Here is a 25,014-nt window from a genome sequence, read left to right as displayed (position 1 = left end):
GTAGACGACGAGGTTGATAGGTTCGAGGTGGAAGTGCAGCAATGCATGCAGCTGACGAATACTAATCGGTCGAGGGCTTATCCTAATATACCTAATGTTCAACTTTACAAGTTTCGTATCTAGTTTTCAGGGAACAACTCCCTACTGTGGCGTTTAAGATCGCCCTCGTCCCTATCTTATTGGGGATTAGCCAAGCGGTAAGGCAACGGACTTTGACTCCGTCATGCCTAGGTTCGAATCCTAGATCCCCAGTTTACTTCCTTCTAAGCGGTCGTGGTGGAACGGCAGACACACCATCTTGAGGGGGTGGCGCTCACAAGGCGTGAGGGTTCAAATCCCTCCGACCGCATCCCGGCAACAAATCAGAGAGGTTATGCGAATCGTAGAGCTATCTACGAATTGCATAACCTCTTTTTTTGTCGCCGTCCTAACAGGCAAATGCAAAAAATCCCGTGCTCTTCCAGATGAGCACGGGATTTTTGTCGTTATTTTTTATCCGCCAGCCAAGTGGCAACAGCGGAAATTTCGTCGTCGCTAAGTCTGCCTTTGAAGCTCGGCATAGCGCCTTTTCCGTTCGTAATGATGCCGGTAATTTGGTCTTTGGACAGTTTACCGCCTACTTTTTGCAGATTGGGACCTACGGCTCCCTCTAGATTGCCACCGTGACAGCTCACGCAGTTCGCCTTGAAAACGGTCTGTGCATCCGCTTTGGTCCCTGCCGTGCTTTGCGTTGCGGCTGGAGATGTCGTGGCTGTGGCAGCAGGGCTTGTTGCCGGCGGAGTTTCTTTTTTACCGCAAGCAGCGAGCGATCCTGCAAGCAGCAGCGTCAGGACGATTAACGTTTTCTTCATGTGTGTGTACTTCCCCTCAAATATTTGTAATAACGCTATCCTTACATTGCCCTCATTTTAATTTTTTCATACGAGATTCATGAATAAGATATTTAGCGAGTGCTCATGATATCCATAACTACCATAAGCAACCTGTCATTGAATAAATTCCAAGGAGGCAAACAGTATGGCTGAGAACAAAGAAGACAGAACCCCCGATCAGTCGAGGCGCAGTTTCCTGAAATATACCGGTACCGCCATAGGCGGAGCTGTTGTCGGTGGCGTGATCGGCAGTGCAATATCCGGAGGATTTAAGAATAAATCTGCGACACCGGCCCCATCGCCTAGCGCAACGCCGCAAGCTCAGGCAGGCGTGGACTACAATCGGGCGCCCATGTTTTTCAACCAGGCTCAGCTGCAAATAACGGAGGCCGCGGCCGAACGCATATTTCCGAAGGATGACAGCGGTCCGGGGGCGTCGGAGCTGGGGGTTGCCTTTTATATTGACCATCAGTTGGCAAGCCCTTGGGGCGTCAATGCCCGAACTTACCGGACAGGCCCCTTCGTGAAAGGGGAAGTGACACAGGGTGACTACTTAAGCATCCAACGCCACGAATTGATTACGATGGGGCTGCAGAGCATGGAGGACGCCAGTAAGTCCAAATATAACAAGACGTTCGTAGAGTTGGCGCCTGAAGAACAAGATGCCATCCTCAGCTCGATGGAGAAGGGCGAAATCACGGTGGTCAACGGGGTTACGGGAAAAACCTTTTTCAATCAATTTCGTGTGCTTGTGATGGAAGGGGTATATGCCGATCCCTTGTACGGAGGCAATAAAGATATGCAAGGTTGGAAGATGCGCAAGTATCCGGGCAATCAAATGAGCTACACGAACATCATAGACAAGGATCAGTTCGTCGTTATGGAGCCGCGCACATTGCATGATCATTTTGTTCATTAATTGGCAAATTCAATGAGGGAAGGGAAAGCATATGGCAACGAAAATGCCGAAAGTTCCGGTAGTGATTGTTGGAATGGGATGGGTCGGGGGCATCATCGCCGCGGAATTAACCAAGCAAGGCGTGAAGGTAGTTGGACTTGAGCGAGGTAAACCTAGAAGCACCCAAGATTACTTTATGGTGCATGACGAGCTGCGCTACGCTTCACGGTACGATCTGATGCAGGATCTTTCCAAGGAAACGGTCACGTTCCGGAATACAGACAAAGTTGCAGCTGTGCCTATGCGGGAATACGGATCTTTCCTGCTGGGCGAAGGGCTGGGCGGAGCGAGCATCCACTGGAACGGACAGACGTACCGCTTTCTTCCGTATGATTTTGAAATCTACAGCAAAACGGTCGAGCGTTACGGCAAACAGAAAATTCCTGAAGGCATGACGATTCAAGATTGGGGTATCACCTACGACCAGCTGGAGCCTTATTTCGATAAATTTGAAAAGCTGGCAGGCATCTCCGGCGATCAGGAGCAGAATCCGTTGGTGGGCAAGCGTTCGAATCCATTTCCTACGAAGCCGATGATTAAGACGCCGATACTGAAGCTGTTTGAAGAGGCGACCAAAAAGCTCGGCTATCATCCTTACATGATGCCGTCGGCGAACTTGTCGGAGCAGTATACGAATCCCGACGGGATAACCCGCGCCGCATGTCAGTATTGCGGGTATTGCGAACGCTTCGGCTGCGAGTACGGAGCTAAGGCCGACGCTGTCGTCACCGTGCTTCCCGTGGCGCAGAAGACAGGTAACTTTGAACTGCGCTCCTACTCCAATGTGATTCAAGTCATTCATGACGGCAAGAAAGCTAGCGGAGTCCTGTATGTCAACACGGTGACAGGCGAGCAATTCGAGCAGCCTGCGGATGTGGTCATTATGGCCAGCTATGTGTTCAATAACATTAAGCTCTTGCTCACTTCGAAATTAGGCAAGCCCTATGATCCGTCATCCGGTAAAGGCGTCATCGGCAAAAATTACTGCTACCAAACGAACGGCGGCTCAGCGACAGGATTTTTCGACGATAAGGAGTTCAACTTGTACGCTGGAGCCGGCTCGCTCGGGATGGAAATTCCCGACTTCAATGGCGATAATTTCGACCATAGCAATTTGAACTTCATCCACGGAGCCGGCATTCGCATCTCCCAAACCGGGCAGCGTCCGATCGCCACCAATTCCGTTCCCAAGGGGACCCCGACATGGGGCAAGGACTTTAAGCAGAAATCGCTGAAATACGCAAACAGCGTGCTGGCCGTCTCTCCGCAAGGTGCCAGCATGCCGTGGAAGCATCATTATGTGGACTTGGACCCTACATATAAAGATGCGTACGGATTGCCGCTTGCGCGGATTACGTTCGATTTTGAAGAACAGGACCGGCAGATGATCAAATTCGTCAGCGGGAAAGCCGCTGAAATTATGAAAGAAATGAAACCGACCACCATCGGGTCATCGGATCAGCTTGGACCTTACAATATCGTGCCCTACCAATCCACGCATAACACCGGTGGGGTCATTATGGGCTCGGATCCGTCTACTTCCGCGGTCAACTCGTATCTGCAAATGTGGGATGCGGAAAATGTGTTCGTCGTCGGAGCGTCGGCTTTCGCTCACAACAGCGGATACAACCCGACAGGCACGGTCGGCGCGTTAGCCTATAGAGCCGCCGAAGGAATCGCCAAATATTTGAAACAAGGCGGCATGGTCGTTTAGCCAGCAGGGAACAAGGAGCATGATCGGCCATTCAGCAAGGAGGGATGTCATGGAGCAGGAAGATTGGATCCTCCACTTGACGGAAATACGCAAGCGGCTGCTCATCGTACTTGCTTGGTTTGTTGTCACGTTAAGCGCAGGGCTGTACTTGGCCGGGGATATTCTGCTGTTTTTGAAATCGCAGCCCTTGATCGGTGAAATTCAATGGAATGTGTTCTCCTTTACGGATGGGCTCATGATCTACATGAAGTGCGCATTCCTCGTCGCCCTGCTGTTCACCGTTCCGGTGCTGCTATACCAATTATGGGCGTTCGTCCGCCCCGGGTTGACGGAAGCCGAATCGAGAAGCGCTCTTCCGTATATTCCCGTAGCTTTCGCGCTGTTCATCATCGGCATCTCGTTCAGCTATTGGGTCGTTTTCCCTATGATGATTCGTTTCATGATGCGCATGAATCAGACGATAGGGGCAATTGAAACGTATGGAATTGACCGGTATTTCGGTTTTCTGTTCCAGATCGTCTTTCCGATGTCGATTGCCTTCGAGCTGCCGGTTATTATTTTGTTCCTGACCAAAATCGGATTGCTCACGCCGGAGCGGTTAAAATGGTCGAGAAAATACGCGTACCTTGCCTTAACTATCACAGGCTCATGCATTTCGCCGCCGGACATGATATCTCATCTCTCCGTGACGGTGCCGCTGATTCTACTGTTCGAAATTAGCGTTCTGGCTGCCAATTGGCAGTGGAGAACGATGAAGCATAGCTCCGCCAACAGCTAACGCTTCAATCAAAGGAGGATACCTATGTTTAATAATATCGGAGTTTCGGGTTTGATTTTAATTCTGGCGATTGCCTTGATCGTCTTCGGTCCATCCAAGCTGCCGCAGCTAGGCAGAGCGTTCGGCGATACGCTGCGTGAATTCCGCAACTCGACACGCAGCATCATCGACGATGGCGAGCGCGGGGAGCATTTGATCGAGAATGAAGGGAAGAAGCCGTTTTGACGGTATGAAACAGGTCGGAATTGGAGCCTCTGCGGGGGCTCTTTTTTTGTGTGCATTTGTTATATAAAAATAAAAGAAATTCACTTTGTTATCGCACAATTATCTTCACAAAGTTATATAATAAATTAGTTGAACATAAATGTAATAATACAATGATCGGCATATTGAAGGGAGAGATCGTTCATGAGCAGCTTGTCTTCATCGATGGAGCATGAGAGAATGGCGGTTATCCGGCGGCGTCCTTATGATTATCAAAGAGTGCTCGCCAATCGTACGGAACGCAGGGAACACGATGAATGCGGTGAAACGGCGTTGTATGCCCTGTCTCCAATCTGTTTGGCCTTGTATTATGCCTTCGACCAGGAAACTATTGCGGAGTAAATGGCGCCATCCATAAAAGGAAAGATACCTGCTGAGTGAATAGCAGGTTTTTTTGTGCCGACACGAAGCTGCAGCTTGGTACAAATTTACTTTTCCAATTCTCCTATACTATACTTACGTTAATGTTATAGTACAGTTCAGCGAGGTGCGACGATGAGCGCAGGCCATTCAGAGCTTCATACAAAGCATGAACAGATTACGAAATACATCGAATCCTTGCCTGTCGGCACCAAGCTGTCCGTTCGGCAAATCGCGCAAGATCTGGACGTTAGCGAAGGAACGGCATACAGGGCCATCAAGGAAGCTGAAAACGCCGGGCTCGTCAGCACCAAACGCCGAATCGGCACGATCCGAATGGAGAAGAAAGAAGAGCCTGTCATTGACAAACTGACGTTCGCGGAAATTGTGAATGTCGTGGAAGGCACCGTGCTTGGCGGCTCCAGCGGCATCTACAAATCATTGAACAAATTCGTCATCGGCGCCATGCAGCTGGAAGCGATGCTGAAATATATCGAAGCAGGCAATCTGCTCATCGTAGGGAATCGTGTGCAAGCGCACATGTGCGCACTCAGCCAAGGGGCCGGGGTGCTGATAACCGGCGGCTTCGATACGACTCCTGAAGTGAAAGAGCTGGCGGATGAATTGCAGCTGCCGATTATCGGCAGTTCGTTCGATACGTTTACGGTGGCCACGATGATCAATCGGGCGATGGAGGACCGGCTGATCAAGAAGAAAATATTGCGCATCGACGATATCATGGGGAGAGATCGCCCGGTATACTCGCTTCTAGGCACGAATACAGTCAAGGACATGCAGAAGCTAGTGGAGGAAACCATGCATACCCGGTATCCCGTTATCGATCAACAACACATTCCGATCGGTATGATCACGACCAAAGACATCGTGGGAGCTAAGCCGGAGCAGCCTGTCAGCACGTTAATGACACCGAACCCGCTTGTGATCTCATTAACGACGTCGGTTGCCTCTGCCGGACACATGATGGTATGGGAAGGGATCGAGCTGCTGCCGGTGATTGACGGCGGACGCCGCATGATCGGCGTCATCTCCCGCAAGGACGTTATGAAAGCCATGCAGCATATGCAGCAGCAGCCGCAGAACGCGGAAACGTTCGAGGTGCAAATCTATGCGGGGATTGACGAGCTGCGGGACGCGGAAGGCAAGCTGTTTTTTAAAGGTACGATTACGCCGCAAATGACGAATTTCGAAGGCCTCGTTTCCGAAGGCGTTTTGACGACGATAATGATCCGCGCCGCTTACCGCACCGTTCAGGATCAGAAGAAGGGGGATCTCATGCTGGACAGCTCCTCCTCCTATTTCCTGATTCCGCTGCAGATCGACGATGTTATTACGATTGTACCGACGATCATCGAGATGAGCCGCAGATTTTGCAAGATAGACATGGAAATTGTGGCGAACGGCCTAAGAGCGGCTAGAGCGATGTTCACAGCGCGTATTCTATAAATATTGAGGAGGAACAAGGTCATGCTAGCTTCCATTCGAAAAAACGATAACGGCGGCTTCCTGGTTCAATACGACCGGCCGCTGCCGCATGCTGCCGCAAAGGTGTGGGCAGCGCTTACGGAGAATCATCTATTGGAGAAATGGATGTCCAATCTTCAGACAGTCGATCTGCGTCAAGGCGGCGTGATCCGCTTCCATATGAATGACGGTACAGGCGCATTTGAGAATTTAGAGATTACCGATTATGAAGCTTTCGCGGTGCTGGCGTTCACGTGGGGGGCTGACCGCGTCCGGTTCGAAGTATCGGACAAGCCCGAAGGCTCGCTGCTCGTGCTTCAAGAGTTCGTCGGCACTTTGACCGAGCATACGCCCAAAGATTTGGCGGGCTGGCACGTCTGCCTGGATATGCTGTCTGCACTGCTGGACGGACAAGCGATCGACTTTCCGATGGATCAATGGAAGGTATGGTACGAGAAGTATATCGAATTGGTCCATCATAGCAAAGAATAAAATAGGGCTGTCTCCGAGGTCTTGAAGACCAGGGGACAGCCCTTGTTCGTGCAGCTCTTAGCGAGCCGAGACAGTCTCTATTTCTTTAACGCTTTGATAAATAAGGTTAAACAGCTCTTCCAGGCTGCTTTCTTCAATGCAGGAGAACGCAACGCGCAGATCGGTTTCGCCTAGGGCAATGGTGCCTACGCCGTACTGGTTCAGCAGATGAACGCGCAGTGCTTCGGCATCGACCGTTTTGAGCTTCAAGCACATGAAATACCCGGAGTTGAATGGGTAGTAGCCCCATGCATCATCGAATTTGCCGCTGTCCAGAATCGCTTTGGTACGGTTGGCGCGGCCTTTCATGATTTCGTACTTCTCCTGCTTCTGCTGCTTGAACTCCGGTGAATTCAAGGCATGAAGCACGAAGGTTTGGGAAGGGTGAGGACCGCTGGAAATCGTCGCACGGATGATCCCCATTGTCTTCTGCTCCAGAGCGCTAAGCAGCGCTTCGCTTTGTCCCGCATAAGTGATGAAACCTACGCGGAAGCCCCATACGTACTCTTCCTTGGTCGCTCCGTCGATTTTCACGGCGAGTACGCGCGGATGAATGTCCGCCAATTTGCCGAATAGCGACTCGTGCAGAGAGCCTTCGAAGAAAAGGCCGAAGTAAGCGTCATCCGTCAGCACGACGACGTTAATGCCGGCTTCAGCGGCTTCCTTGATGGCTGCGGCAATCTCATTGCCTTCCTCGGCGCCGGGCGTGTAGCCTGTCGGATTGTTCGGGAAGTTCAAGACAACGATCGCCTTGCCTTTGGATTGCTGGGCCAGAAGCGCATCGCGCAGACCTGCAGCATTAAACCGCTGCTCTTCGTTGTACAGCGGATAATTCACGATTTGGGCGCCGCGGCGAATTTCAAAGGTTAATTCGTAATTCTCCCAATTCTTATCAGGGATAATCACGGTGTCTCCAACATCCGCGAACAGGTCGGCGGCAATGCTCAGGCCGTGTGTCAAGGCGTTCGTCACGATCGGGTTGCCGATCAGCTTGCTGCCGATCTCCGGGTTTTCTTCGAGCATCTTTTTGCGCCATGCCGTACGAAGCTCGGGCTTGCCGGCTGGCGGCGCGTATTCATATATATCTTTTGGCGCATAAGTGGAGAGGGTGTCTTGAATGACCTTCAAATGCATCGGCTGACCGTTCTCGATAGCAATGCCGATTGTTGCATTGTATTTCTTGGCTTTCGCCTTCGCTTCAGCGGACTGGCTGAGAATGCCTTCTTTCGGGAAGTAAATCGATCTACCTAATGCAGAAAGCATGTTAAATACGTGAGAATTTTCACGTTCCAGGGTCTCGTTTAACTGTCTTGCCAGAGGATTCATAAGCATGGGTCATTCCTTCCAATTTGCTATTCATTTTTTGCAGTTATTATACCACTTTCACTCCCGTACGTCACTGCGCGAAACAAATTTATTTTGGCTAGGATGGCTATCCTCGGCTACACGCTGACTCTGTCCAAAAAGCCCTCCAGCCGTTGTTTGACTTGGGGCCATTCCCGGTCCAAAATGCTGAACATGACCGTGTCCCTGACATACCCGTCGTGAAGCACACGGTGCTGGCGGAGCACCCCTTCCTTGTGAGCGCCGAGGCGAGCGATGGCGGTTTGGGAGCGCTCGTTTCTCAGATCGGTTTTGAGCTGAACGCGAAGCAGCTCCAATTGTTCGAAACTATGCCGCAGCAGCAAATATTTGCATTCGGTATTCACTCTCGAGCGCCATACGCGCGGATTGTACCACGTATGGCCGATCTCGGCGTGCCGGTTGGCGGCCGAGTAATCGAACAGCCGTGTGCTTCCGACGAACGTATCCGTATGTTTGTCATAGACGCTGTACGGCAGGCCCAGTCCTGCTTGCTGTTCATCCAGCGCTTGACGGACAAACTGTTCGACGGCCGAGCGATGCGGCAGCGGCGTCATATAGCTCCAGATCGCCGGGTCGGCGGCGGCTTCCGCCAATCCGCTAATATGCGACTCCTGCATAGGCAGCAGGACGACTTGCGTTCCTTCTAGAAGCGTAGGTTGGAAATTCATAGGGCATCTACTCCTTGTCTTTCTTTTGATTTTATGAGATTTTAGATAGCATAAAGGAAAAATGGCTTTGTAAGAAGGTCCAATTTCCGACTGTTTGTATGTACCAATCGGGAATGCTTTTGGATCAAACTAATGGAGGACAGTATGGAGTTTCACATCCCTTATCGTTCCTATCGGGATCGCTATTCGAGCAAATATGCTGCGCTGTATCATGCTCTGCACGACAGCATTCTGGGAGGCAAGCTGCAGCGCAATACGAAACTGCCGTCGAGCCGCGAGCTCGCGGCCCTGTACGAATTGTCGCGCGGCACGGTGAACCAGGTCTACGATATGTTGATCGCCGAAGGCTATTTGCAGGCCGATGTGGGGAGAGGAACATTCGTCGTCTACAGCGGGGGGACGGGGAAGCAGCAGCCGTTCGCCGGCAAACCGATTCAATTGTCCGACTGGGGGCTTCGGGTTTGCGCAGCGGATAATCTGGGGCGGGGACAGCGGCAGATTCGAGATCAAGGTCAGGGGAACAGTCCGGGGCCTGAGTACGGGGCAGGGAAAGAGCGGGTATCCTTTACGATGGGTCACCCGCTTATCGAACAATTCCCCCGGGAGCTGTGGAACCGCGGGATGTACGAACAGGTGCGGCGCATGACGGAGTCCCCGCAGGAAGAAGCCTACATCGCCGAGGGGCACTATGCGCTTCGCGAAGCGATCGCACAGCACCTGAGGCGGATGCGCGGCATTGATGCGCCGCCGGAGCGCATCGTCATCACAGGCGGGTCGATGCAAGCCATCGCGCTGCTGACCCAAGTGCTCGTGAATGAAGGCGATCCCGTCATCCTGGAGCGCCCGGGCTACCAAGGCGCCGCCAAAGCGGTGCTGGCGGCAGGCGGCGTGCCCGTCCACGCGGCGGTGGACGGGCAAGGCTTGATCCCGCAGCCGTGGAACGCCCGGCTGCTGTTCGTAACGCCCAGCCGCCAATTCCCCACGGGGGCGGTGCTGGGCCTGGACCGCCGCCAGCTCCTGCTGCGCTGGGCGGCGGAGCAAGGCGCTGTCATCGTCGAAGACGACTATGACAGCGAGTTCAGGCACCGCGGGCGGCCGATCGAGCCGCTCAAGGTGCTGGACCAGGAGGGCCGGGTGGTCTACATCGGCACCTTCTCCAAAACGATGCTGCAGGACCTGCGCATCGGCTATGTTGTGCTGCCGGACGCGCTGCACGGCGCGTTCGCAGCCGCGAAGCGGCTGTATGAGCCGCACCCGTCGGGGCTGCTCGAACAGCGCTCGCTCGCCGCATTCATGGCGAGCGGCGGCTACGAGCGTCACCTGCGCCGCATGCGGCGGGTGTACGCGAGCAAGTTCCTGCTCCTGCAGGCGCTGCTGCAGGAGCAGCTCTCCACCCTCTTCGATTGGGTGGAGAGCGATGCGGGGCTGCATCTGTTCGGCTGGTGGCGGGGGGACCCCCGCACCTATGCCGCTTATGCAGCCGAGTGCCGCCAAGCCGGCGTCGAGTGGAGCGACGCCGCGTCTTATGCTTTGCCCCCGGGCCGGGCCGGGGTTATCTTCGGCTTCGCGCATCTGACCGAGGACGAAATCCGCCGAGGTGTGGCAATCTTAAGGCAAACCTATGAAAATACCGTTTGTTCACCAAAATGATTTTGGCATGATTGACAGAGTATGCTATTATCAACATGTGGTCAATTAATTATTTATTGTAGGAGTGATCCCAGGATGGCAGGATTAAATGGTGGAGGCACAAGTGTGATTGTGCGTTTGGAGATACATAAGGAACTGGTCACATTTGGGAAAATTGCAACGGCCATTGGCGATGCCGGCGGCGACATCGTTGCGATTGACGTAACGCGGGCCAGCAAAACAACGACAACACGGGATATTACCGTCAATGTCAACGATCCGGAACATACCGAGGCCATTGTTAAAGTGTTGAAAAGTATTCCAGGCGTTCGGATTATCAACGTCTCCGACCAAACGTTCCTCATGCATTTGGGAGGTAAGATTGAAGTCACTCCGAAAGTGCCGATCAAAAACCGGGACGATCTGTCCCGTGTCTATACACCTGGGGTCGCCCGCGTTTGTATGGCGATTCATGAAGACCCGGTCAAAGCTCATTCTTTGACGATCAAAAGAAATACCGTTGCCGTTGTGTCCGACGGTACGGCCGTCTTGGGGCTCGGCAATATCGGTCCCGATGCGGCGATGCCGGTGATGGAAGGGAAGGCCATGCTGTTCAAGCAGATGGCCGGGGTCGATGCTTTCCCGATCTGCTTGGATACACAGGATACGGAAGAAATCATTCGCACGGTGAAGGCGATCGCTCCGGCGTTCGGCGGCATTAACCTGGAGGATATTTCGTCGCCGCGCTGCTTTGAAATCGAAGAGCGCTTGATCAACGAGCTGGATATCCCTGTTTTTCATGACGATCAGCACGGAACGGCGGTTGTGATCCTTGCCGGGCTGCTGAATGCCGTGAAGGTGGTCGGCAAAGAGCTCGAGAACTGCAAAGTCGTCGTTACGGGCATCGGCGCGGCGGGGATTGCTTGTACGAAAATGCTGCTGGCCGCAGGCGTGACCAATGTCATCGGCGTAGACCGCCAAGGGGCGATTGTGCGCGGCGAGAGCTACGCGAATTCCGCATGGGATTGGTACGCCAACAATACGAATCCTCACGAGCAGAAAGGCACTTTGTCTGACGTGATCGCCGGCGCGGATATTTTCATCGGCTTATCCGGACCGGGCGTGCTGAAAGTGGAGGATGTCAAACGGATGGCTGCCGATCCGATCGTCTTCGCGATGGCCAATCCGACGCCGGAGATTACGCCGGAAGAAGCGGAGCCATACGTGCGCGTTATGGCCACCGGACGTTCGGATTATCCGAACCAGATTAACAACGTGCTGTGCTTCCCGGGTATTTTCCGCGGCGTATTGGATTGCCGGGCTTCCCGCATCACGCAAGAGATGAAGCTGGCCGCTGCCAAAGCGATTGCTTCGGTTGTAGGCGAAGACGAGTTGAATGAGTACTACATCATTCCGAGTGTATTCAATCACGCTGTTGTTGAAAAGGTGCGCGAAGCCGTCATGGAAGCCGCTTATGAAGCCGGCGTGGCCCGCCGCCGCACGCAGCGCGAGCATCAAGAGGCGCATCACGAATAATAAAAAGCCCGAGGCAGCTCTTAGCAGCGCCCCGGGCTTTTTTATTTGAGGAGCCGAAGAGGTCAGGGCCCGCGCCTAGCGTCCGCGCCAACCCGCACCAATCCGGCTAACGGACACAGCAGCCCTTATTCGGCGGGTATCAGCCGATTGGGAATGCTAACGGACACCAGTGTCGCTATTTGCCCATTTGGCCCATGTTTTCCTGCCGAAATCGGCAAATAAGGATACGTGTGTCCGTTAGAAACGAGAGACGCACGTTTTCGGTGAAATAACAGCCGCTGTGTCCGTTAGTCGGCTGTGTGAGCTGGGATGCTGACCCCGGGCTGTCATGGAATCCGCTTATGATTAGGGGAGCCGAAGGGGTCAGGGGGCGCCGCGCCTAGCGTCCGCGCCAGCCCGCACCAATTCGGCTAACGGACACAGCAGCCCTTATTCGGCGGGTATCAGTCGATTGGGAATGCTAACGGACACCAGTGTCGCTATTTGCCCGTTTGGCCCATGTTTTCCTGCCGAAATCGGCAAATAAGGACACGTGTGTCCGTTAGAAACGAGAGACGCTCGTTTTCGGTGAAATAGCTGCCGCTGTGTCCATTAGAGGTTTTCGTTCGGCTGTGCGAGCTGGGCTGCTGACCCGGGCCGTCATGGAAGCCGCTTATCATTAAGGGAGCCGAAGAGGTCAGGGCGCGCCGCGCCTAGCGTCCGCGCCAGCCCGCACCAATCCGGCTAACGGACACAGCGGCCCTTATTCGGCGGGTATCAGCCGATTGGGAATGCTAACGGACACCAGTGTCCTTATTTGCCCATTTGGCGCATGGTTTCCTGCCGAAATCGGCAAATAAGGACACGTGTGTCCGTAAGAAACGAGAGACGCTCGTTTTCGGTGAAATAACAGCCGCTGTGTCCGTTAGAGGGTTTCGTTCGGCGGCAGTGCGAGCTCCAACCGCCAAAAAAACCTTGCCCCAAGGCAGTCACAGCCTACAGGGCAAGGTTTCTATGTTTTACGCTTGTTCCTCCGTCCACTCCCGCAGCTTGCGGTCGGATGGTAGAAGGAACGTCAGGATGCCTAGCAGCGGAAGGTACGCGCACAGCTCCATGACGCGGGGGGTGCCGATGGCATCGCACAGGTTGCCGAGCACAACGGAGCCGATCCCGCCTAATCCGAAGGCGAGGCCGGTGATGAGACCGGAGACGGTGCCTACTTTACCGGGAAACAGCATTTGCGCATAGACGACGGTAACGGAGAAGCTCGATAAAAGGATGACTCCGATGACAACGAGTAAAATATAAGACCAGGTAATGCCGACATGCGGCAGCAGCAGCGCGAATGGCGCCGAGCCCAGCATGGAGAAGAAAATGACGTTGCGCTTGCCGAATCTGTCGGCGATCGGACCGCCGAAGAAAGTCCCTACCGCGCCGGCTGCGAGGAACAGGAAGATGAAGTCCTGCGCCCGGTTGATCGACATGCCGTAGTGCTCTTGCAGGAAGAAGGCGAAGTAGCCGCTCATAGCCGCCCCGTACCAGGAACGGACGAATACGAGAAAAATCAATACATAAATGGCAAAAAAGATGCGCTTGCGGTGGACCGGATTGACGGTCCGCTTGACCGCGGATTTGGCTTTGACCGGTGCCGTGACGAGCACGGCTTTGTACCAGCGCGCGATGTACAGCTGGACGGCGATGGCGACGGCTGCGACGCCTGTGAACCAGATGGACCCGAATAATCCGAGCGGGATGAAGATCCATTTGGTCATGACCGGCGCCAACGATTGGCCGAAGTTGCCGCCGACCTGGAAGATCGATTGGGCCAGACCTTTGCGTCCTCCGGCAGCCATGTGCGATACGCGCGAGCCTTCCGGGTGGAAGGCGGCGGAGCCGAGACCGACGAAGCATACGGCGAGCAGCACAACCCAGTAGGAATGAGCGAAAGCGAGCAGCAGCATCCCAATCAATGTGGAGGTCATGCCGATCGGCAGCATGTACGGAGACGGTTTGCGATCGGTGTACAGGCCGACGACAGGCTGCATGATGGAAGCCGTGAAGTTGATGGCGAACTGCACCCATCCTACCTGCGTGTAGGTTAATCCCATCTCGCTTTTGAGTATCGGGAAAATCGCAGGTATGACGGATTGAATCGAGTCGTTCAGCAGGTGAACGAGACCGATGGCCAATAAGATCCGATAGACGGTCGGTTTCACGTCACCCGCGCTCTGCAAGCTATTGGAGCCGGAAGACGGTGATGTTATAGCTGCCATGGTTCTCTCCTCTCCAGATCACTTATGATGTTTTATTTGAGAAAGCGGCCGAGGTCCTCTCCCATTTTCACTTTGGAGCCTAGCTTCAGGTCCGGACGGGGTTCGAACATATCGTCTTCAAACAGCAGCACGACCGTGGAGCCGAATTCGAAATAAGCAAGCTCCTGACCGCGTTCAAGCGTGTTGGGAAGCGGCTTCACATACTGAATTGAGCTTACGTTCAACGCCCCGACTTTCACGACGGCGACTTCGCCTGCACCATGCTGGATGAACGTGATTAGCCGTTCGTTGCGGCTGAGAACCCGTTTCATATGGCGAAGGCCGAATTCGTTGACCGGATATACCTTGCCGGGCACATGCTCTTTCTCGATAATATCGCCTGTAATCGGAGAATGAATCCGGTGATAGTCGGTCGGGCTCAAATACAGGACGAAGTAGAAGCCGTTCTTATAGTTGACCGTCCGGGGAGAGCGGTTAAGCAGCTCGTCGATCGTATAATCCTGGCCTTTGACGTTGACGATCTGACCCTCTTGAATGTCGCCAATGCCTGTAATCATGGCATCCACCGGACTTACGACACGGGTTGGATCGGCATGAATCGGACGAAGTCCCGGCTTCAACCGGCGGGTGAAGAAATCATTGAGGGATTTGTAATCCTTGATATGCTTCTCAGCATCCTCAATGCGTATACCGTAGGTTTGGGCAAAACGGGGGATGAACATCCGGCTTGCTTTGGACCTGGCAAAAGCTCCTGTCACCTGGGATACCCATTTGCGTGAGGAGAGCTCTGTTAGCAATTTGAAAAACGGTTTTGACATAGATTGACTCCTGTTCGTTCGAGTGGTTAAGTGCAGCTGCTGAGATTTGGAAGGGATCCAAGATCCCGGTAAAGGGTTCTTCGCTAATCTTGCCACAGAAAGGTAAAAGAATCAATTGTCGAATGGAGAAGGATTGCAAAGGTAGTCGCTTAAAAAATCAGCATACAGGCGGTTAGCGGTGAAATATGCGAATTGGGCAGATGATCCTATGGATGCAGGCAGTTATGCAGCCTATTAGAAGAACAAACCCAAGATAAACGCATAGAATGTTTAAATAGGTGGGTACGCCCGTAGGAGGAGTAGGGATATGCTCGTTTTCGTATTAGACTCAACTTCTCAATTGAGTACTAGGATAACCCTCGCTCAACTAGAACATGTCGTCCCTGAATGGCCTGTCCTAGTAAGTGCGAACGGGATCGGCAAGCAATTGAATAAGGAGCTTGCCGCCTATCATGACGATTTCTTCATGACGATTCAAGCCGGAGATCGGTTCGATGCGACATTCCTTCAAGAACTAAACGAACAGCTCCAACGTGTTTCCGTTAATTGCGCGGGCGTATTTGTTCATCCAAAACATAAGAGCGGCTCCCCAGAACAAAGCGGTAAGGCTCCGAGCGTCTGGCGCACGGCCGCTGTGAAACAAGGAGGGCCGGCTTGCTTTTCAGAGATAGAACGATTGCCCTTCGAACAATATGTTATGTATGAGAAATGGATCCAATTAAGCGAAGCTTGGGAATGGCAGCACATGCTTACTGAGCATTGGGAGCCTTGTGCGACCAAGGCTCCCAGTTGGAAGCGAAGCGAAGAGGAATGGAAGGCCATTAAGCCCATATTGCATGCAAAATCGCGAGTCCAACACGGCACAGCGGATCCGCTGATTTCTGTCGTCATCAGCACTTATAATAATGCTGAGTATTTACCATGGGCGATTCGCAGTGTGTATACCCAAAGCAATGCCCAGTGGGAGCTGCTAATCGTCGATGACGGTTCACAGGATCAAACGGGGGAAGTGCTTCGCTCTCTGGAGAGAGATTCGCGGATTCGATTCATAGAAAATGAAAGTAATCAAGGTAAGGCAGGATGTTTGAATCAAGCTTTGCGCCAAGTACGCAGCAGGTGGTTGCTGGAGCTTGACGCGGACGATTGGCTGGCGCCGGACTGCCTTGATGTATTGACTGCACAGGTACAATCGGCCTCCCATTCAACTGCCCTCTTCCATGGCAATTATTATGAATGGTACGAAAGGAAACCGCATCAGCTGCTGTATAGCGGCGTGCGCAACATGCCAGGCTTATTTGACAAACAACAATTTCTGACAATGGGACTGCCATTGGTACCGCGGTTATATCGCGTAGATGCTTTGAAGCAAATCGGTGGATGGTCTCAGGAAGATCCTTCACATGGAAGACTTTATGAGGATTTTGAAGTGATTACACGTCTTTCCAAAGATTTTTCATTTAGGCATATTCCCACGCCGCTTTATCATCGAAGGTTACGTAGATTCAGCATCACTCATCAGAATTATGCTCATTTTTCCAACTGGCGGGAGTGGATTGAGAAGCAATAAAAAAAGAGAAGACCTATATAGATAGGTCTTCTCAAGCAAGCTTTTAGTTCAAAATACGCAAATATTCAACGCTGCGGCTAAATACAGTAATTGATTGTTCTGGCAAGTAGTAGGCGGAATTCACAACCATTGTGAAATAACCATCTTCTACGCTTTGCAGTTGTCCTACGTAAAATTGATTAATAAAGTAAACTTCGATATCTCTACCGATAAGACCTTTTAGGAAGGATTCAAAAGTCCAATGTGGCTCTGGGTGTGGATGTGGATGTGGTGGATGGGGAAGAGGCATTCTCGATCACTCCTTTCTTAATAAATAACTTCAATACTCGTAATCGGAATCATGACGCCTTCTCCGCTTACTTCTTTGACGAGAATAAAATCGTCACCAACAATCATGAGTTCTCCTGAAATAGGTCCAGCGGCAGTTAGAACAGTCACTGGTTGAAATCGTAATTCTTTCAGTAGATGCATCATAGGTTTGGTTACTCTTAGGAGATTAATCTCCTGTCTTAAGTGCTCTGATTTTCCCACAGTTCTTACCTCCTTAAGTTAGTTAATCATTTACTGGAGTATACCTTTTTACCATATGATGTATATTTGGGGGCTGACACGGTACATGCCCTATGTCCATTCATCCACTTCTCATTTTATTTATTTGTTCATCTGCGCCGCAGAGCAGCTTATATTAGGTTAAAGCGGAAAAATATGGACAAATAGATACCTATCCCAATCACATCAGATGAAAGGCTCATATACTTCTAATGCAAGTAAATAACTACCGGAAGAGGGAAGGGATATCGATGGACAAAGCAACGCTGGAATTGCTGGTTGGGAAAGATGTTCGTGTAGATAGGGGGGGGCCGGAATCGAGATTGGGCAAGTTGCTCGTCGTAAAAGACGATTACATTGTTGTCTATATTAAGGATACTGGAAACGTTTATTATAAAACCGAACATATCAAAAGCGTTAGTGTAGATACACGCACGATTGCTGATACATCGGTTGTCATAGTAGATCCAGATCTCCCGGAACCATTATTGCCTCCGGTCATCGATGGTGTAGACTTCATTGCTGTCGTTAAAGAAATGAAATTTCGTTGGGTGCAAATCAACCGTGGAGGCCCTGAGAAAATTGAGGGTATATTAACGGATGTGACAGATATTCTCGTAACATTGACTGTAGGCAGTGAAATTGTTCGCGTTATGCCTTTCCATATCCGTAACATCAGCTACGTAAACAAAAACAACGAGCAACAGCAAAATGCTAACGGTCAACAAGAAGCCGCAAATAACAGCAAAGATAAAAAAGATAGCAAAAAAGACAAGAAATAAATAATTAGAAAATTGAATATGCTTTGCAACTTTAAAAAGCCGTACTTGTACGGCTATTTTTTTAACCTTTTGCAAGCGAATGTACAGGCTAGACGAAAGACTAGGAAAGGGGAGGTTAAGATGCTTATTAGTTTTAGTTATCTATTAATCAGCGGAGCACTTCTGTATCTGCTATTGAAGCCTGAATCTACCTCCAGGCATGCGGAAATAAAAACAGAATTTAAGGAAGAGATGCCAGTCGTTCATATATCGAGTATAAAAAGCGCAGGGAAAGGCAATGAGTAGCGCGGAGACTCTGCTGATGATCAGTATTTTCTTAGTTACGGTCATTTTTGTTATGTGGAGACCCCGCGGAATCAATGAAGCCCTTCCTACCTCCATTGCGGCCGCTACCGTTCTAGTCATCGGATTTGTCCCCTTAACCGACATGGTAAGCATTTTAAAAATTGTAAGCGGGGCTTCCATTACGATCCTTTCGACTATTGTGATGTCGATTGTTCTGGAAAGCATCGGTTTTTTTAGATGGGCGGCCTTGAATTTGGCTATAAAAGCAAAAGGATCTGGCGTGCTGCTGTTCTGGTATATTAATTTACTATGTTTTTTGATGACATTGTTTTTTAATAATGACGGGAGCATTCTCATTACGACGCCTATTATTATTCATACCCTGAGCATGTTGAAGCTAAAGCCGCATCAAAAAGTTCCCTTCTTAATTTCTGGGGCTTTAGTAGCTACTGCGGCAAGCGCACCGATCGGGGTAAGTAATCTAGCTAATCTGATTTCATTGCAAATCGTCGGGTTAGATTTGAATACCTATGCCAAGATGATGTTTGTACCCTCCATGCTCGGGATTGGCTGTATGGCCTTGATGTTGTTTCTTATTTTCAGAAAAGATATTTCGATTGGATACAAAACGAATATGAATCAGCAATTTATGATCGAGAACTCCTCTATGAGATCACATCCGCTGTCTTCAAGACCGCAGCAAGGGACGGATATCGACTGGAAAATGTTTCGAATCAGTATAGGTGTCGTCATTGCAACCCGGCTCAGTTTCTTTGTTCTCGCTCCGCTAGGCATTCCGACGGAATGGCCTGCCATTATTGGCGCGATCATCTTAATCCTGATTAGATGGTTTAAGAAGCAAATCGGCCCAGCCGATGTACTGAGGAAAAGTCCGTGGAGTATTATTTTGTTTGCTTTCAGCATGTACATTATCATTTATGGCCTTCACAATTCGGGAATGACTGCACTGATTGTGAAACAATTCGGCGATACGGTTGCAACAAGTCCATTTCACGCGATATTCACTATGGGCGGGCTGCTGACTGTTTTATCTAACCTTTGTAATAATCTGCCCTCCGTTATGATAGGTACTTTATCTATTAAAGAGATGGGGTTAGATCTTCATTTACAGCAAATTTCTTATTTGGCGAATGTCATTGGAGCTGATATTGGGTCTTTGATTTTGCCAATGGGGACGCTCGCTTCCCTGCTTTGGATGCATACATTGAGACAACATAATGTCCCCATGCATTGGGGGAAATATTTGCAAGTAACGATCGTTGTTGTGCCCCTCAGTTTATTCGTTAGTTTACTTGGCTTATTTATTTGGACGTCATATGTTTCGTTCTGAGTGATGATGAATAAGGAGGTAAGACGGATATGAATTGTTTACAGCCTATGCTCGGCAAAACGATCGAGTTGAAGATAACTGAGAACGTGACCCGAAGTGGTGTGTTAATTGACTATGGCGCCGATATCGTTGTTATTTATGACGGTAATGACTATCTATATGTGCCAGCTGTTCATATTCAAACAATCCAATTAACCAGTGTACCTCATGAAATTATAGGCTATAAAGTAACGGATGTCGTAAATGAGACTTCCTACGAAGAAATTTTGAAAAAGTCCTTTGGCATTTTCCTGCAGATTTATGTCTCCGGCAATCAATCGATCCACGGTTATATCACAAACGTACAATCGAATTATTTTGTTTTTTATTCCCCCATCCATAAGACCATGTATATCCCCATGTTTCACTTAAAATGGTTAATTCCTTACCCTAACAATCCATTGCCGTATGCGCTCAATAGCATATTGCCAGAGACTTCACCAGATAATCAGCTTAACGATACGTTCGAAGGCCAGCTAAAAGAGTTGGAGGGACATCTTGTCGTTTTCGACTGGGGAAGCAGCTCCAGCAAAATTGGCCTGCTGAAAAGTGTGAATCAACATATGGCTGAGCTGATCACGGCCGATCAAACCTCCGTTTTCCGAAATATACAACATGTTAAAACAGCTTGCTTTCCCAATCTCTAGAAGCAGGTATCTGAAAAACCTCCCTGGTGAGGTTTTTTTATATTATATGAAAAAGGAAATTAACTAGAAACGGTATTTAACTAGCAAATACTTGTACAATTAAGTATTTTCAGAGTAAAAACCGTCAATGCTATGGTAATGAGGTGAGCAAGGAAAATGACGGTAATCATAACGGTTATTATATGTATTATCCCTCCGGTTATGCTGTTGGGAGCTTGGCTGTTCAAGTCGTGGCGAGTTGTCTATAATGTTCTGGCCGTGCTGTGTGCGTATATTTTCGGTATCATCAGCACTTTGGCAATCTACGAAATTTTGCACGATAAAACGGTGTTTATGACTAATATTCATGCGGTTTTTCAAAATAATTGGTTTCTGTTAAGCGGAGCCTATTTGGGCAGTTATGGCATGTATGTGATTCAGCTCCGGATGTTGAAGCAGTTTAGGCAGGAATAAACATAGATGCAACTAAATGCGGACGTCCGACGTCCAACAATTGATAGGATCATACATAAGGAAGGTGAGCGGATGCTCGGAGTTGTCCAACGGTTTATGAAATATAGCCTGCCCCTAGGCTTAAGTCTGTCGGTACTGACGGGATGCTTCCAACACGCGCCAGCGAAACCTTCGGCTGTTCCTTCGCCTGCGCCGTCAGGGACGCATGCAAGCAGTCCCCCTGCTAGTCCTTCAGCCGTACCGACACCAACAGCGGATCCTGTTCAGACGATTCTTCAGGGAATGACTGTTGATGAGAAAATAGGCCAATTGATATTCGCTGGAATAGATGGTTATGAAATGAGTCAGCATGCTCGTGAGCTCATTGATTCCTATCATGTTGGCGGGTTGATATTGTATAAAACGAATGTGAAGGATACAGGCCAGTTGATTGCCCTTGTGAATGCATTGAAGCAAGAGAATGCCGGGAATAAGCTGCCTCTCTGGCTTGGGGTGGATGAAGAAGGCGGGAGAGTAACGCGCTTGCCTGATGAAATTGAGAAAACACCTCCGAGCGGAGAGATCGGAAAGACGAACAGTAAGGAGTTCGCCTTCGGAGTTGGCAGTCTGCTCGGCCAAGAGCTGAGAGCGTTCGGATTGAACGTTGATTTCGCACCCGTGCTCGATATCAACAGCAACCCGAACAATCCTGTTATCGGCGATCGCTCCTTTGGGGCCAATGCGCCGATTGTCAGCTCCTTGGGCATTCAAACGATGAAGGGCTTGCAGACTCAGAAGGTGATGCCGGTCGTTAAGCATTTTCCAGGACACGGAGATACGTCCGTGGATTCCCATGCCCAGCTTCCTGTTGTTCAGAATGATTTGGCAAGGCTGCGCAAACTGGAGCTCCTGCCCTTTGCGGAGGCGTTTAAGCAGCAAGCGGATGCGGTGATGGTAGCACATATTTTGCTGCCCAAAGTAGATGGCCAGAACCCGGCTTCCATGTCGAAGAAGATCATGACGGACCTGCTGCGGCAGGAGATGGGCTTCCAAGGACTGATCATGACAGACGACATGACGATGGGAGCTATTATTAAAACGTATGATATCGGTGAAGCTGCAGTTAAGTCGATTCTTGCCGGGACAAATGTCGTGATGGTCGGTCACGATTATGAGAAGGTGGTGGCGGTTGCCAAGGCACTTCGCCGAGCAGTCGATGAGAAGCGAATTCCCATGGCAGCGGTCGATGAAAGCGTAGTTCATGTTCTCAAGCTGAAACAGAAGTATCAGCTGACTGATGCGGCTGTGAAAACGCCTGACACGAAGCGAATAAATAGTGATGTGAAGCACCTTCTGGAAACCTATCTTCACAAATGAAAAAGCCTTTATTTCCCTGGTTATATTGCCTGGGGAGATAAAGGTTTTTGTTATATCCCTGCATGCTGCAATTAATAAACAGGGATTCCGCCATCCAATAAAAATTTGGCATAGGCGATCGGTTTGTAGAAGGTTGCCTTCCATTCATCCATCATATCGGCTTCCTTAAAGCTATAACGTTGATCTTTGCTGTTGCATTCAATAAATAAAGGGAAGCCATGGCTGGTAAGTCCGATGTCTAGCCCAATATCAGCCAAATGGGGCAACTCCGCACTTAAATGCTTGGTTACGCGCATTGTAAAATCAGTGATCTGCTGAAAAACGGCTGCCTGATCGAGTGCCGGATATTCTTTCGCCAGAATATCCGATAAGCGCATGACTTCGCCTCCTTGCGCCACATTCGTAAGAAAGTGCTTTCGGGAAGCCACTTTGGCAACAATCCCCGTTATTCCCCATTCGCCGCAATCGCCGCGCTGGACCGAAATGCGCAGATCAAATGGACGGCCGTCATATTGAGCCAGCGGTAAGCATTGCTGGACGATGTAAGAGCGGGTTTTGAGCTTTTTTTGCAGGGAGGCCGGGAGCTGTTTCGAAAAACGGACTTGCCGCCATATGCGATTGCTGATTCGCATGCTTGCCGGATAGATGAGATTCCAGCCTTTTCCAACCCGATCCATTTTCATAATCCCACGGCCAATACTGGAATTCGTTGGCTTAATAATAAGCGAATCATAGGCGTTCATCATCATTCTCAAATTTATCAGGTTTGCCGCGTACGTACCAGGCATATGCGGCCTTATCGAGTCGTCTTTCAGCAGAATCTGATGGATAAGCAGCTTGCTGTAACGGTTCCAACGATTAAATAGAATGATACCGTGCTGCGTCCAGCTTTCCAACATGTCATAAGAAGCATGATCCAGGTAAATGGCGCGGTTGTGAATGACTTTAGGCAGATCGATCCATGCAAGGACGAATTTATCGCCGGAGGGGATGTAAGCGCGTACCTTCATCGAATCTATTCGAACATCTTGAATGCGGAAATAGCAAGGAATCACCCCATATTTTTTGCCAGCTTCACTGTAGTAATGAATAGCTTCGTATATTGTCTTCCCTTGAGGGATGCCATCGAATAAGGTGTCGTTTATTAAAATGCCCACATAGGGATTTTCCATTGTATTCCTTTCACTCCTTTACATTCAATTTACTGGCAGGTGATGCGGATGTCTTCATTTAGTTTATGGAAAAGCAGGGCTGCTTGTTTGTACGGATGCTGATAGACCCGTTAGAAGATGTGACGTTTGCACAGAATGTAGGGGCAAATACCCAGACTAACCCATAAAATCCGCATATGTATAGAAAAGAGGCCGCATAAGGCATTTAACGGATACGGAAAGGGGTCAGAAAATGTGCAGCTTGCCGATCAAAGTAGCCATTGTAACACCCGGTACTTTCCCCATACCATCTGGAACAAGCAGTTCGGTAGAAATGGTCGTTAACCATACAGCCAAGCATTTAGTTAAACATATGGGGGTGTATGTGCTTGGGCGTAAAACATTGCATCAACCGAGCCATGAGGTTCAAGAAGGCGTTCATTATTTACGTGTTCGATACGAGAAACCTGCTTCTTATATAGCGAGGGTCAGCCAGCAAATCAAATTGGTAAAACCGAACGTTATCCAGGTTGAGAATCGTCCGCGGTTTGTACGGTATTTACGCAGGCGGCATCCGGGAATCAAGATTAGCTTAATGCTGCATTCCACCTCTTTTATTTCCATGCCTCACATCTCCGTTCGAGAGCTGTCGACATGCCTTCGAGCTGCGAATGTCATTGTTGTCAATAGTGATTTCCTAAAGCGGTTAATCCAACGTAAGGTTCCTAGCTGCTCCCATAAAGTCGTGACTCAGCATCTCGGAGCGGATCTGTCGCAATTTACATCCAAATGGACCCCGGAAGGAAGCGAATCCCGCCTGGAAACGCTGAAAAAGCTAGGGTATGAGAATAAGAAAATCATTTTATTCGTCGGAAGGCTCATCCCGAAGAAAGGCGTACATCATCTGCTAGATGCGATGCTCCAAGTGATCCGATCTGAGCCCGATGCTATCTTGCTTATTGTTGGCAGCGCCTACTACGGAAAAGATACACAAACGGATTATGTCCGTAAACTGCACAGGATGGGGAGCTCAATGCCGCAATATGTCCGTTTCTTCCCGTACGTGGCCCATAACGACATTGCCAAATGGTACCAACTGGCGGATGTAGTTGCTGTTCCTTCTGCACCGAATGAAGCATTCGGTCTAGTCAATGTTGAGGCCATGGCGGCGGGTGTGCCGGTAGTTGCCACACGTTCGGGGGGGATCCAGGAAGTTGTTAATCATGGTACAACCGGATATTTAATCAATCCGGACCAAATTGCGGATGAACTTCCCCGCTATTTGGTTCGAGTGCTTGGAGATGTGGAGCTTCAGAAGGTGATGGGCGAGCAGGGGTTGCAGAGAGTGAAGCATCTGTTTACGTGGGAACGAAGCGCTGACCAATGGTTTGAACGATATCGGAGCATGATGAAGTCCATGAGGTGATGCTACCTGGGTAACGATTTTGATTTCCGAGCATATCAAAATCGCACCTGGGTGACGATTTTGATTTCCAAGCATATCAAAATCGCACCTGGGTTAATGCACATTTTAAAGGGCAAACGTACATTTTACTGGATGTATGAATATGTTACAAATGACTAGACCATGAAGAAATGGAGAGGAG

At 50.1% G+C, this 25,014-nt stretch carries 24 protein-coding genes, 2 tRNA genes and 1 rRNA gene; 19 read left to right on the top strand and 8 right to left on the bottom strand.

Annotation, left to right across the window (positions count from 1 at the left end):
* The 3 genes from J2X61_RS24690 to J2X61_RS24680 all read left to right on the top strand — a co-directional run.
* Positions 1-85: ribosomal RNA gene (locus tag J2X61_RS24690) — 23S ribosomal RNA — on the top strand; the annotation flags it as partial.
* A gap of 95 nt (positions 86-180) precedes the next feature.
* Positions 181-252, top strand: a tRNA-Gln gene (locus J2X61_RS24685).
* Positions 253-267: 15 nt separating this feature from the next.
* Positions 268-349 (top strand) — tRNA-Leu (locus J2X61_RS24680).
* A gap of 136 nt (positions 350-485) precedes the next feature.
* Here J2X61_RS24680 and J2X61_RS24675 read toward each other — a convergent pair.
* Positions 486-851 (bottom strand): c-type cytochrome, encoded by a 366-nt coding sequence (locus J2X61_RS24675; RefSeq protein WP_274473510.1) that lies wholly within the window; start codon positions 849-851, stop codon positions 486-488.
* 166 nt (positions 852-1,017) lie between these two features.
* Here J2X61_RS24675 and J2X61_RS24670 point away from each other — a divergent pair, with 166 nt between their 5' ends.
* The 7 genes from J2X61_RS24670 to J2X61_RS24640 all read left to right on the top strand — a co-directional run bounded on the left by J2X61_RS24670 (position 1,018) and on the right by J2X61_RS24640 (position 6,920).
* Positions 1,018-1,791, top strand: coding sequence for a gluconate 2-dehydrogenase subunit 3 family protein (locus J2X61_RS24670; protein WP_274473509.1), 774 nt, complete (start codon positions 1,018-1,020; stop codon positions 1,789-1,791).
* Positions 1,792-1,822: 31 nt separating this feature from the next.
* Positions 1,823-3,544: a GMC family oxidoreductase gene (locus J2X61_RS24665; protein WP_274473507.1), complete on the top strand. Its 1,722-nt coding sequence runs from the start codon at positions 1,823-1,825 to the stop codon at positions 3,542-3,544.
* A 49-nt stretch (positions 3,545-3,593) separates the two neighbouring features.
* Positions 3,594-4,322, top strand: coding sequence for a twin-arginine translocase subunit TatC (gene tatC, locus J2X61_RS24660; RefSeq protein WP_274473506.1), 729 nt, complete (start codon positions 3,594-3,596; stop codon positions 4,320-4,322).
* Between the two features lie 24 nt (positions 4,323-4,346).
* Positions 4,347-4,547 (top strand): twin-arginine translocase TatA/TatE family subunit, encoded by a 201-nt coding sequence (tatA, locus tag J2X61_RS24655; RefSeq protein WP_274473505.1) that lies wholly within the window; start codon positions 4,347-4,349, stop codon positions 4,545-4,547.
* A 183-nt stretch (positions 4,548-4,730) separates the two neighbouring features.
* A complete protein-coding gene (locus J2X61_RS24650; RefSeq protein WP_274473504.1) occupies positions 4,731-4,928 on the top strand; it encodes a hypothetical protein in 198 nt (65 codons plus the stop codon).
* 153 nt (positions 4,929-5,081) lie between these two features.
* On the top strand, positions 5,082-6,410 hold the full coding sequence (locus J2X61_RS24645) for a DRTGG domain-containing protein (protein ID WP_310191524.1): 1,329 nt from the start codon (positions 5,082-5,084) through the stop codon (positions 6,408-6,410).
* Positions 6,411-6,431: 21 nt separating this feature from the next.
* Positions 6,432-6,920 (top strand): SRPBCC family protein, encoded by a 489-nt coding sequence (locus J2X61_RS24640; RefSeq protein WP_274473501.1) that lies wholly within the window; start codon positions 6,432-6,434, stop codon positions 6,918-6,920.
* Between the two features lie 57 nt (positions 6,921-6,977).
* Here the strand turns inward: J2X61_RS24640 and J2X61_RS24635 are convergent, their stop codons facing one another.
* Together J2X61_RS24635 and J2X61_RS24630 are read right to left on the bottom strand one after the other, a co-directional pair.
* Positions 6,978-8,285, bottom strand: a complete 1,308-nt coding sequence (locus J2X61_RS24635; RefSeq protein ID WP_274473511.1) for an aminotransferase class I/II-fold pyridoxal phosphate-dependent enzyme — start codon at positions 8,283-8,285, stop codon at positions 6,978-6,980.
* A gap of 116 nt (positions 8,286-8,401) precedes the next feature.
* On the bottom strand, positions 8,402-8,992 hold the full coding sequence (locus J2X61_RS24630; protein WP_310191521.1) for a GNAT family N-acetyltransferase: 591 nt from the start codon (positions 8,990-8,992) through the stop codon (positions 8,402-8,404).
* A gap of 144 nt (positions 8,993-9,136) precedes the next feature.
* On the opposite strand from J2X61_RS24630, the gene pdxR reads away from it, so the two are divergent.
* Positions 9,137-10,642 (top strand): MocR-like pyridoxine biosynthesis transcription factor PdxR, encoded by a 1,506-nt coding sequence (pdxR, locus tag J2X61_RS24625; protein ID WP_310191516.1) that lies wholly within the window; start codon positions 9,137-9,139, stop codon positions 10,640-10,642.
* Between the two features lie 75 nt (positions 10,643-10,717).
* Positions 10,718-12,157 carry an NAD-dependent malic enzyme gene (locus J2X61_RS24620; RefSeq protein WP_274473496.1) on the top strand — a complete coding sequence of 480 codons (1,440 nt, stop codon included), beginning with the start codon at positions 10,718-10,720 and terminating at the stop codon, positions 12,155-12,157.
* A gap of 998 nt (positions 12,158-13,155) precedes the next feature.
* On the opposite strand, the gene J2X61_RS24615 is transcribed toward J2X61_RS24620, so the two are convergent.
* Both J2X61_RS24615 and asd read right to left on the bottom strand, forming a co-directional pair.
* Positions 13,156-14,409, bottom strand: coding sequence for an MFS transporter (locus J2X61_RS24615; RefSeq protein ID WP_274470853.1), 1,254 nt, complete (start codon positions 14,407-14,409; stop codon positions 13,156-13,158).
* A 32-nt stretch (positions 14,410-14,441) separates the two neighbouring features.
* Complete coding sequence (gene asd, locus J2X61_RS24610; RefSeq protein ID WP_274470852.1) at positions 14,442-15,227, bottom strand: archaetidylserine decarboxylase; 786 nt, start codon at positions 15,225-15,227, stop codon at positions 14,442-14,444.
* A 466-nt stretch (positions 15,228-15,693) separates the two neighbouring features.
* On the opposite strand from asd, the gene J2X61_RS24605 reads away from it, so the two are divergent.
* Entirely contained in the window at positions 15,694-16,794 is a 1,101-nt protein-coding gene (locus tag J2X61_RS24605; RefSeq protein WP_310191510.1) for a glycosyltransferase family 2 protein, read from the top strand.
* Between the two features lie 43 nt (positions 16,795-16,837).
* Here the strand turns inward: J2X61_RS24605 and J2X61_RS24600 are convergent, their stop codons facing one another.
* Positions 16,838-17,083 carry a hypothetical protein gene (locus tag J2X61_RS24600; RefSeq protein ID WP_274470850.1) on the bottom strand — a complete coding sequence of 82 codons (246 nt, stop codon included), beginning with the start codon at positions 17,081-17,083 and terminating at the stop codon, positions 16,838-16,840.
* Positions 17,084-17,100: 17 nt separating this feature from the next.
* The gene (locus J2X61_RS24595; protein ID WP_274470849.1) at positions 17,101-17,325 is read right to left on the bottom strand and encodes a hypothetical protein; all 225 of its coding nucleotides are present in this window, start codon (positions 17,323-17,325) and stop codon (positions 17,101-17,103) included.
* Between the two features lie 269 nt (positions 17,326-17,594).
* Here J2X61_RS24595 and J2X61_RS24590 point away from each other — a divergent pair, with 269 nt between their 5' ends.
* From J2X61_RS24590 to nagZ, 5 genes are all read left to right on the top strand, one after another.
* A complete protein-coding gene (locus J2X61_RS24590) occupies positions 17,595-18,125 on the top strand; it encodes a hypothetical protein (RefSeq protein WP_274470848.1) in 531 nt (176 codons plus the stop codon).
* Positions 18,126-18,426: 301 nt separating this feature from the next.
* Positions 18,427-19,761 (top strand): arsenic transporter, encoded by a 1,335-nt coding sequence (locus tag J2X61_RS24585; protein ID WP_274470847.1) that lies wholly within the window; start codon positions 18,427-18,429, stop codon positions 19,759-19,761.
* A 29-nt stretch (positions 19,762-19,790) separates the two neighbouring features.
* Positions 19,791-20,447 (top strand): DUF2642 domain-containing protein, encoded by a 657-nt coding sequence (locus tag J2X61_RS24580; RefSeq protein ID WP_274470846.1) that lies wholly within the window; start codon positions 19,791-19,793, stop codon positions 20,445-20,447.
* Between the two features lie 156 nt (positions 20,448-20,603).
* Positions 20,604-20,900, top strand: a complete 297-nt coding sequence (locus J2X61_RS24575) for a transposase (RefSeq protein WP_274470845.1) — start codon at positions 20,604-20,606, stop codon at positions 20,898-20,900.
* Positions 20,901-20,996: 96 nt separating this feature from the next.
* Positions 20,997-22,256, top strand: coding sequence for a beta-N-acetylhexosaminidase (gene nagZ, locus J2X61_RS24570; RefSeq protein ID WP_310191503.1), 1,260 nt, complete (start codon positions 20,997-20,999; stop codon positions 22,254-22,256).
* A gap of 71 nt (positions 22,257-22,327) precedes the next feature.
* Here nagZ and J2X61_RS24565 read toward each other — a convergent pair whose 3' ends face one another.
* Positions 22,328-23,428 carry a YheC/YheD family endospore coat-associated protein gene (locus tag J2X61_RS24565; protein WP_274470844.1) on the bottom strand — a complete coding sequence of 367 codons (1,101 nt, stop codon included), beginning with the start codon at positions 23,426-23,428 and terminating at the stop codon, positions 22,328-22,330.
* 232 nt (positions 23,429-23,660) lie between these two features.
* Here J2X61_RS24565 and J2X61_RS24560 point away from each other — a divergent pair, with 232 nt between their 5' ends.
* Positions 23,661-24,833 carry a glycosyltransferase family 4 protein gene (locus J2X61_RS24560; protein ID WP_310191499.1) on the top strand — a complete coding sequence of 391 codons (1,173 nt, stop codon included), beginning with the start codon at positions 23,661-23,663 and terminating at the stop codon, positions 24,831-24,833.
* The last annotated feature ends 181 nt before the right edge of the window (positions 24,834-25,014 follow it).

This window comes from Bacillus sp. 3255, from assembly GCF_031456485.1.
Taxonomy (GTDB): domain Bacteria; phylum Bacillota; class Bacilli; order Paenibacillales; family NBRC-103111; genus Paenibacillus_E.
Note: the sequence above shows the minus strand (reverse complement) of the source record. Positions and strands in the feature narration are given on the sequence as shown.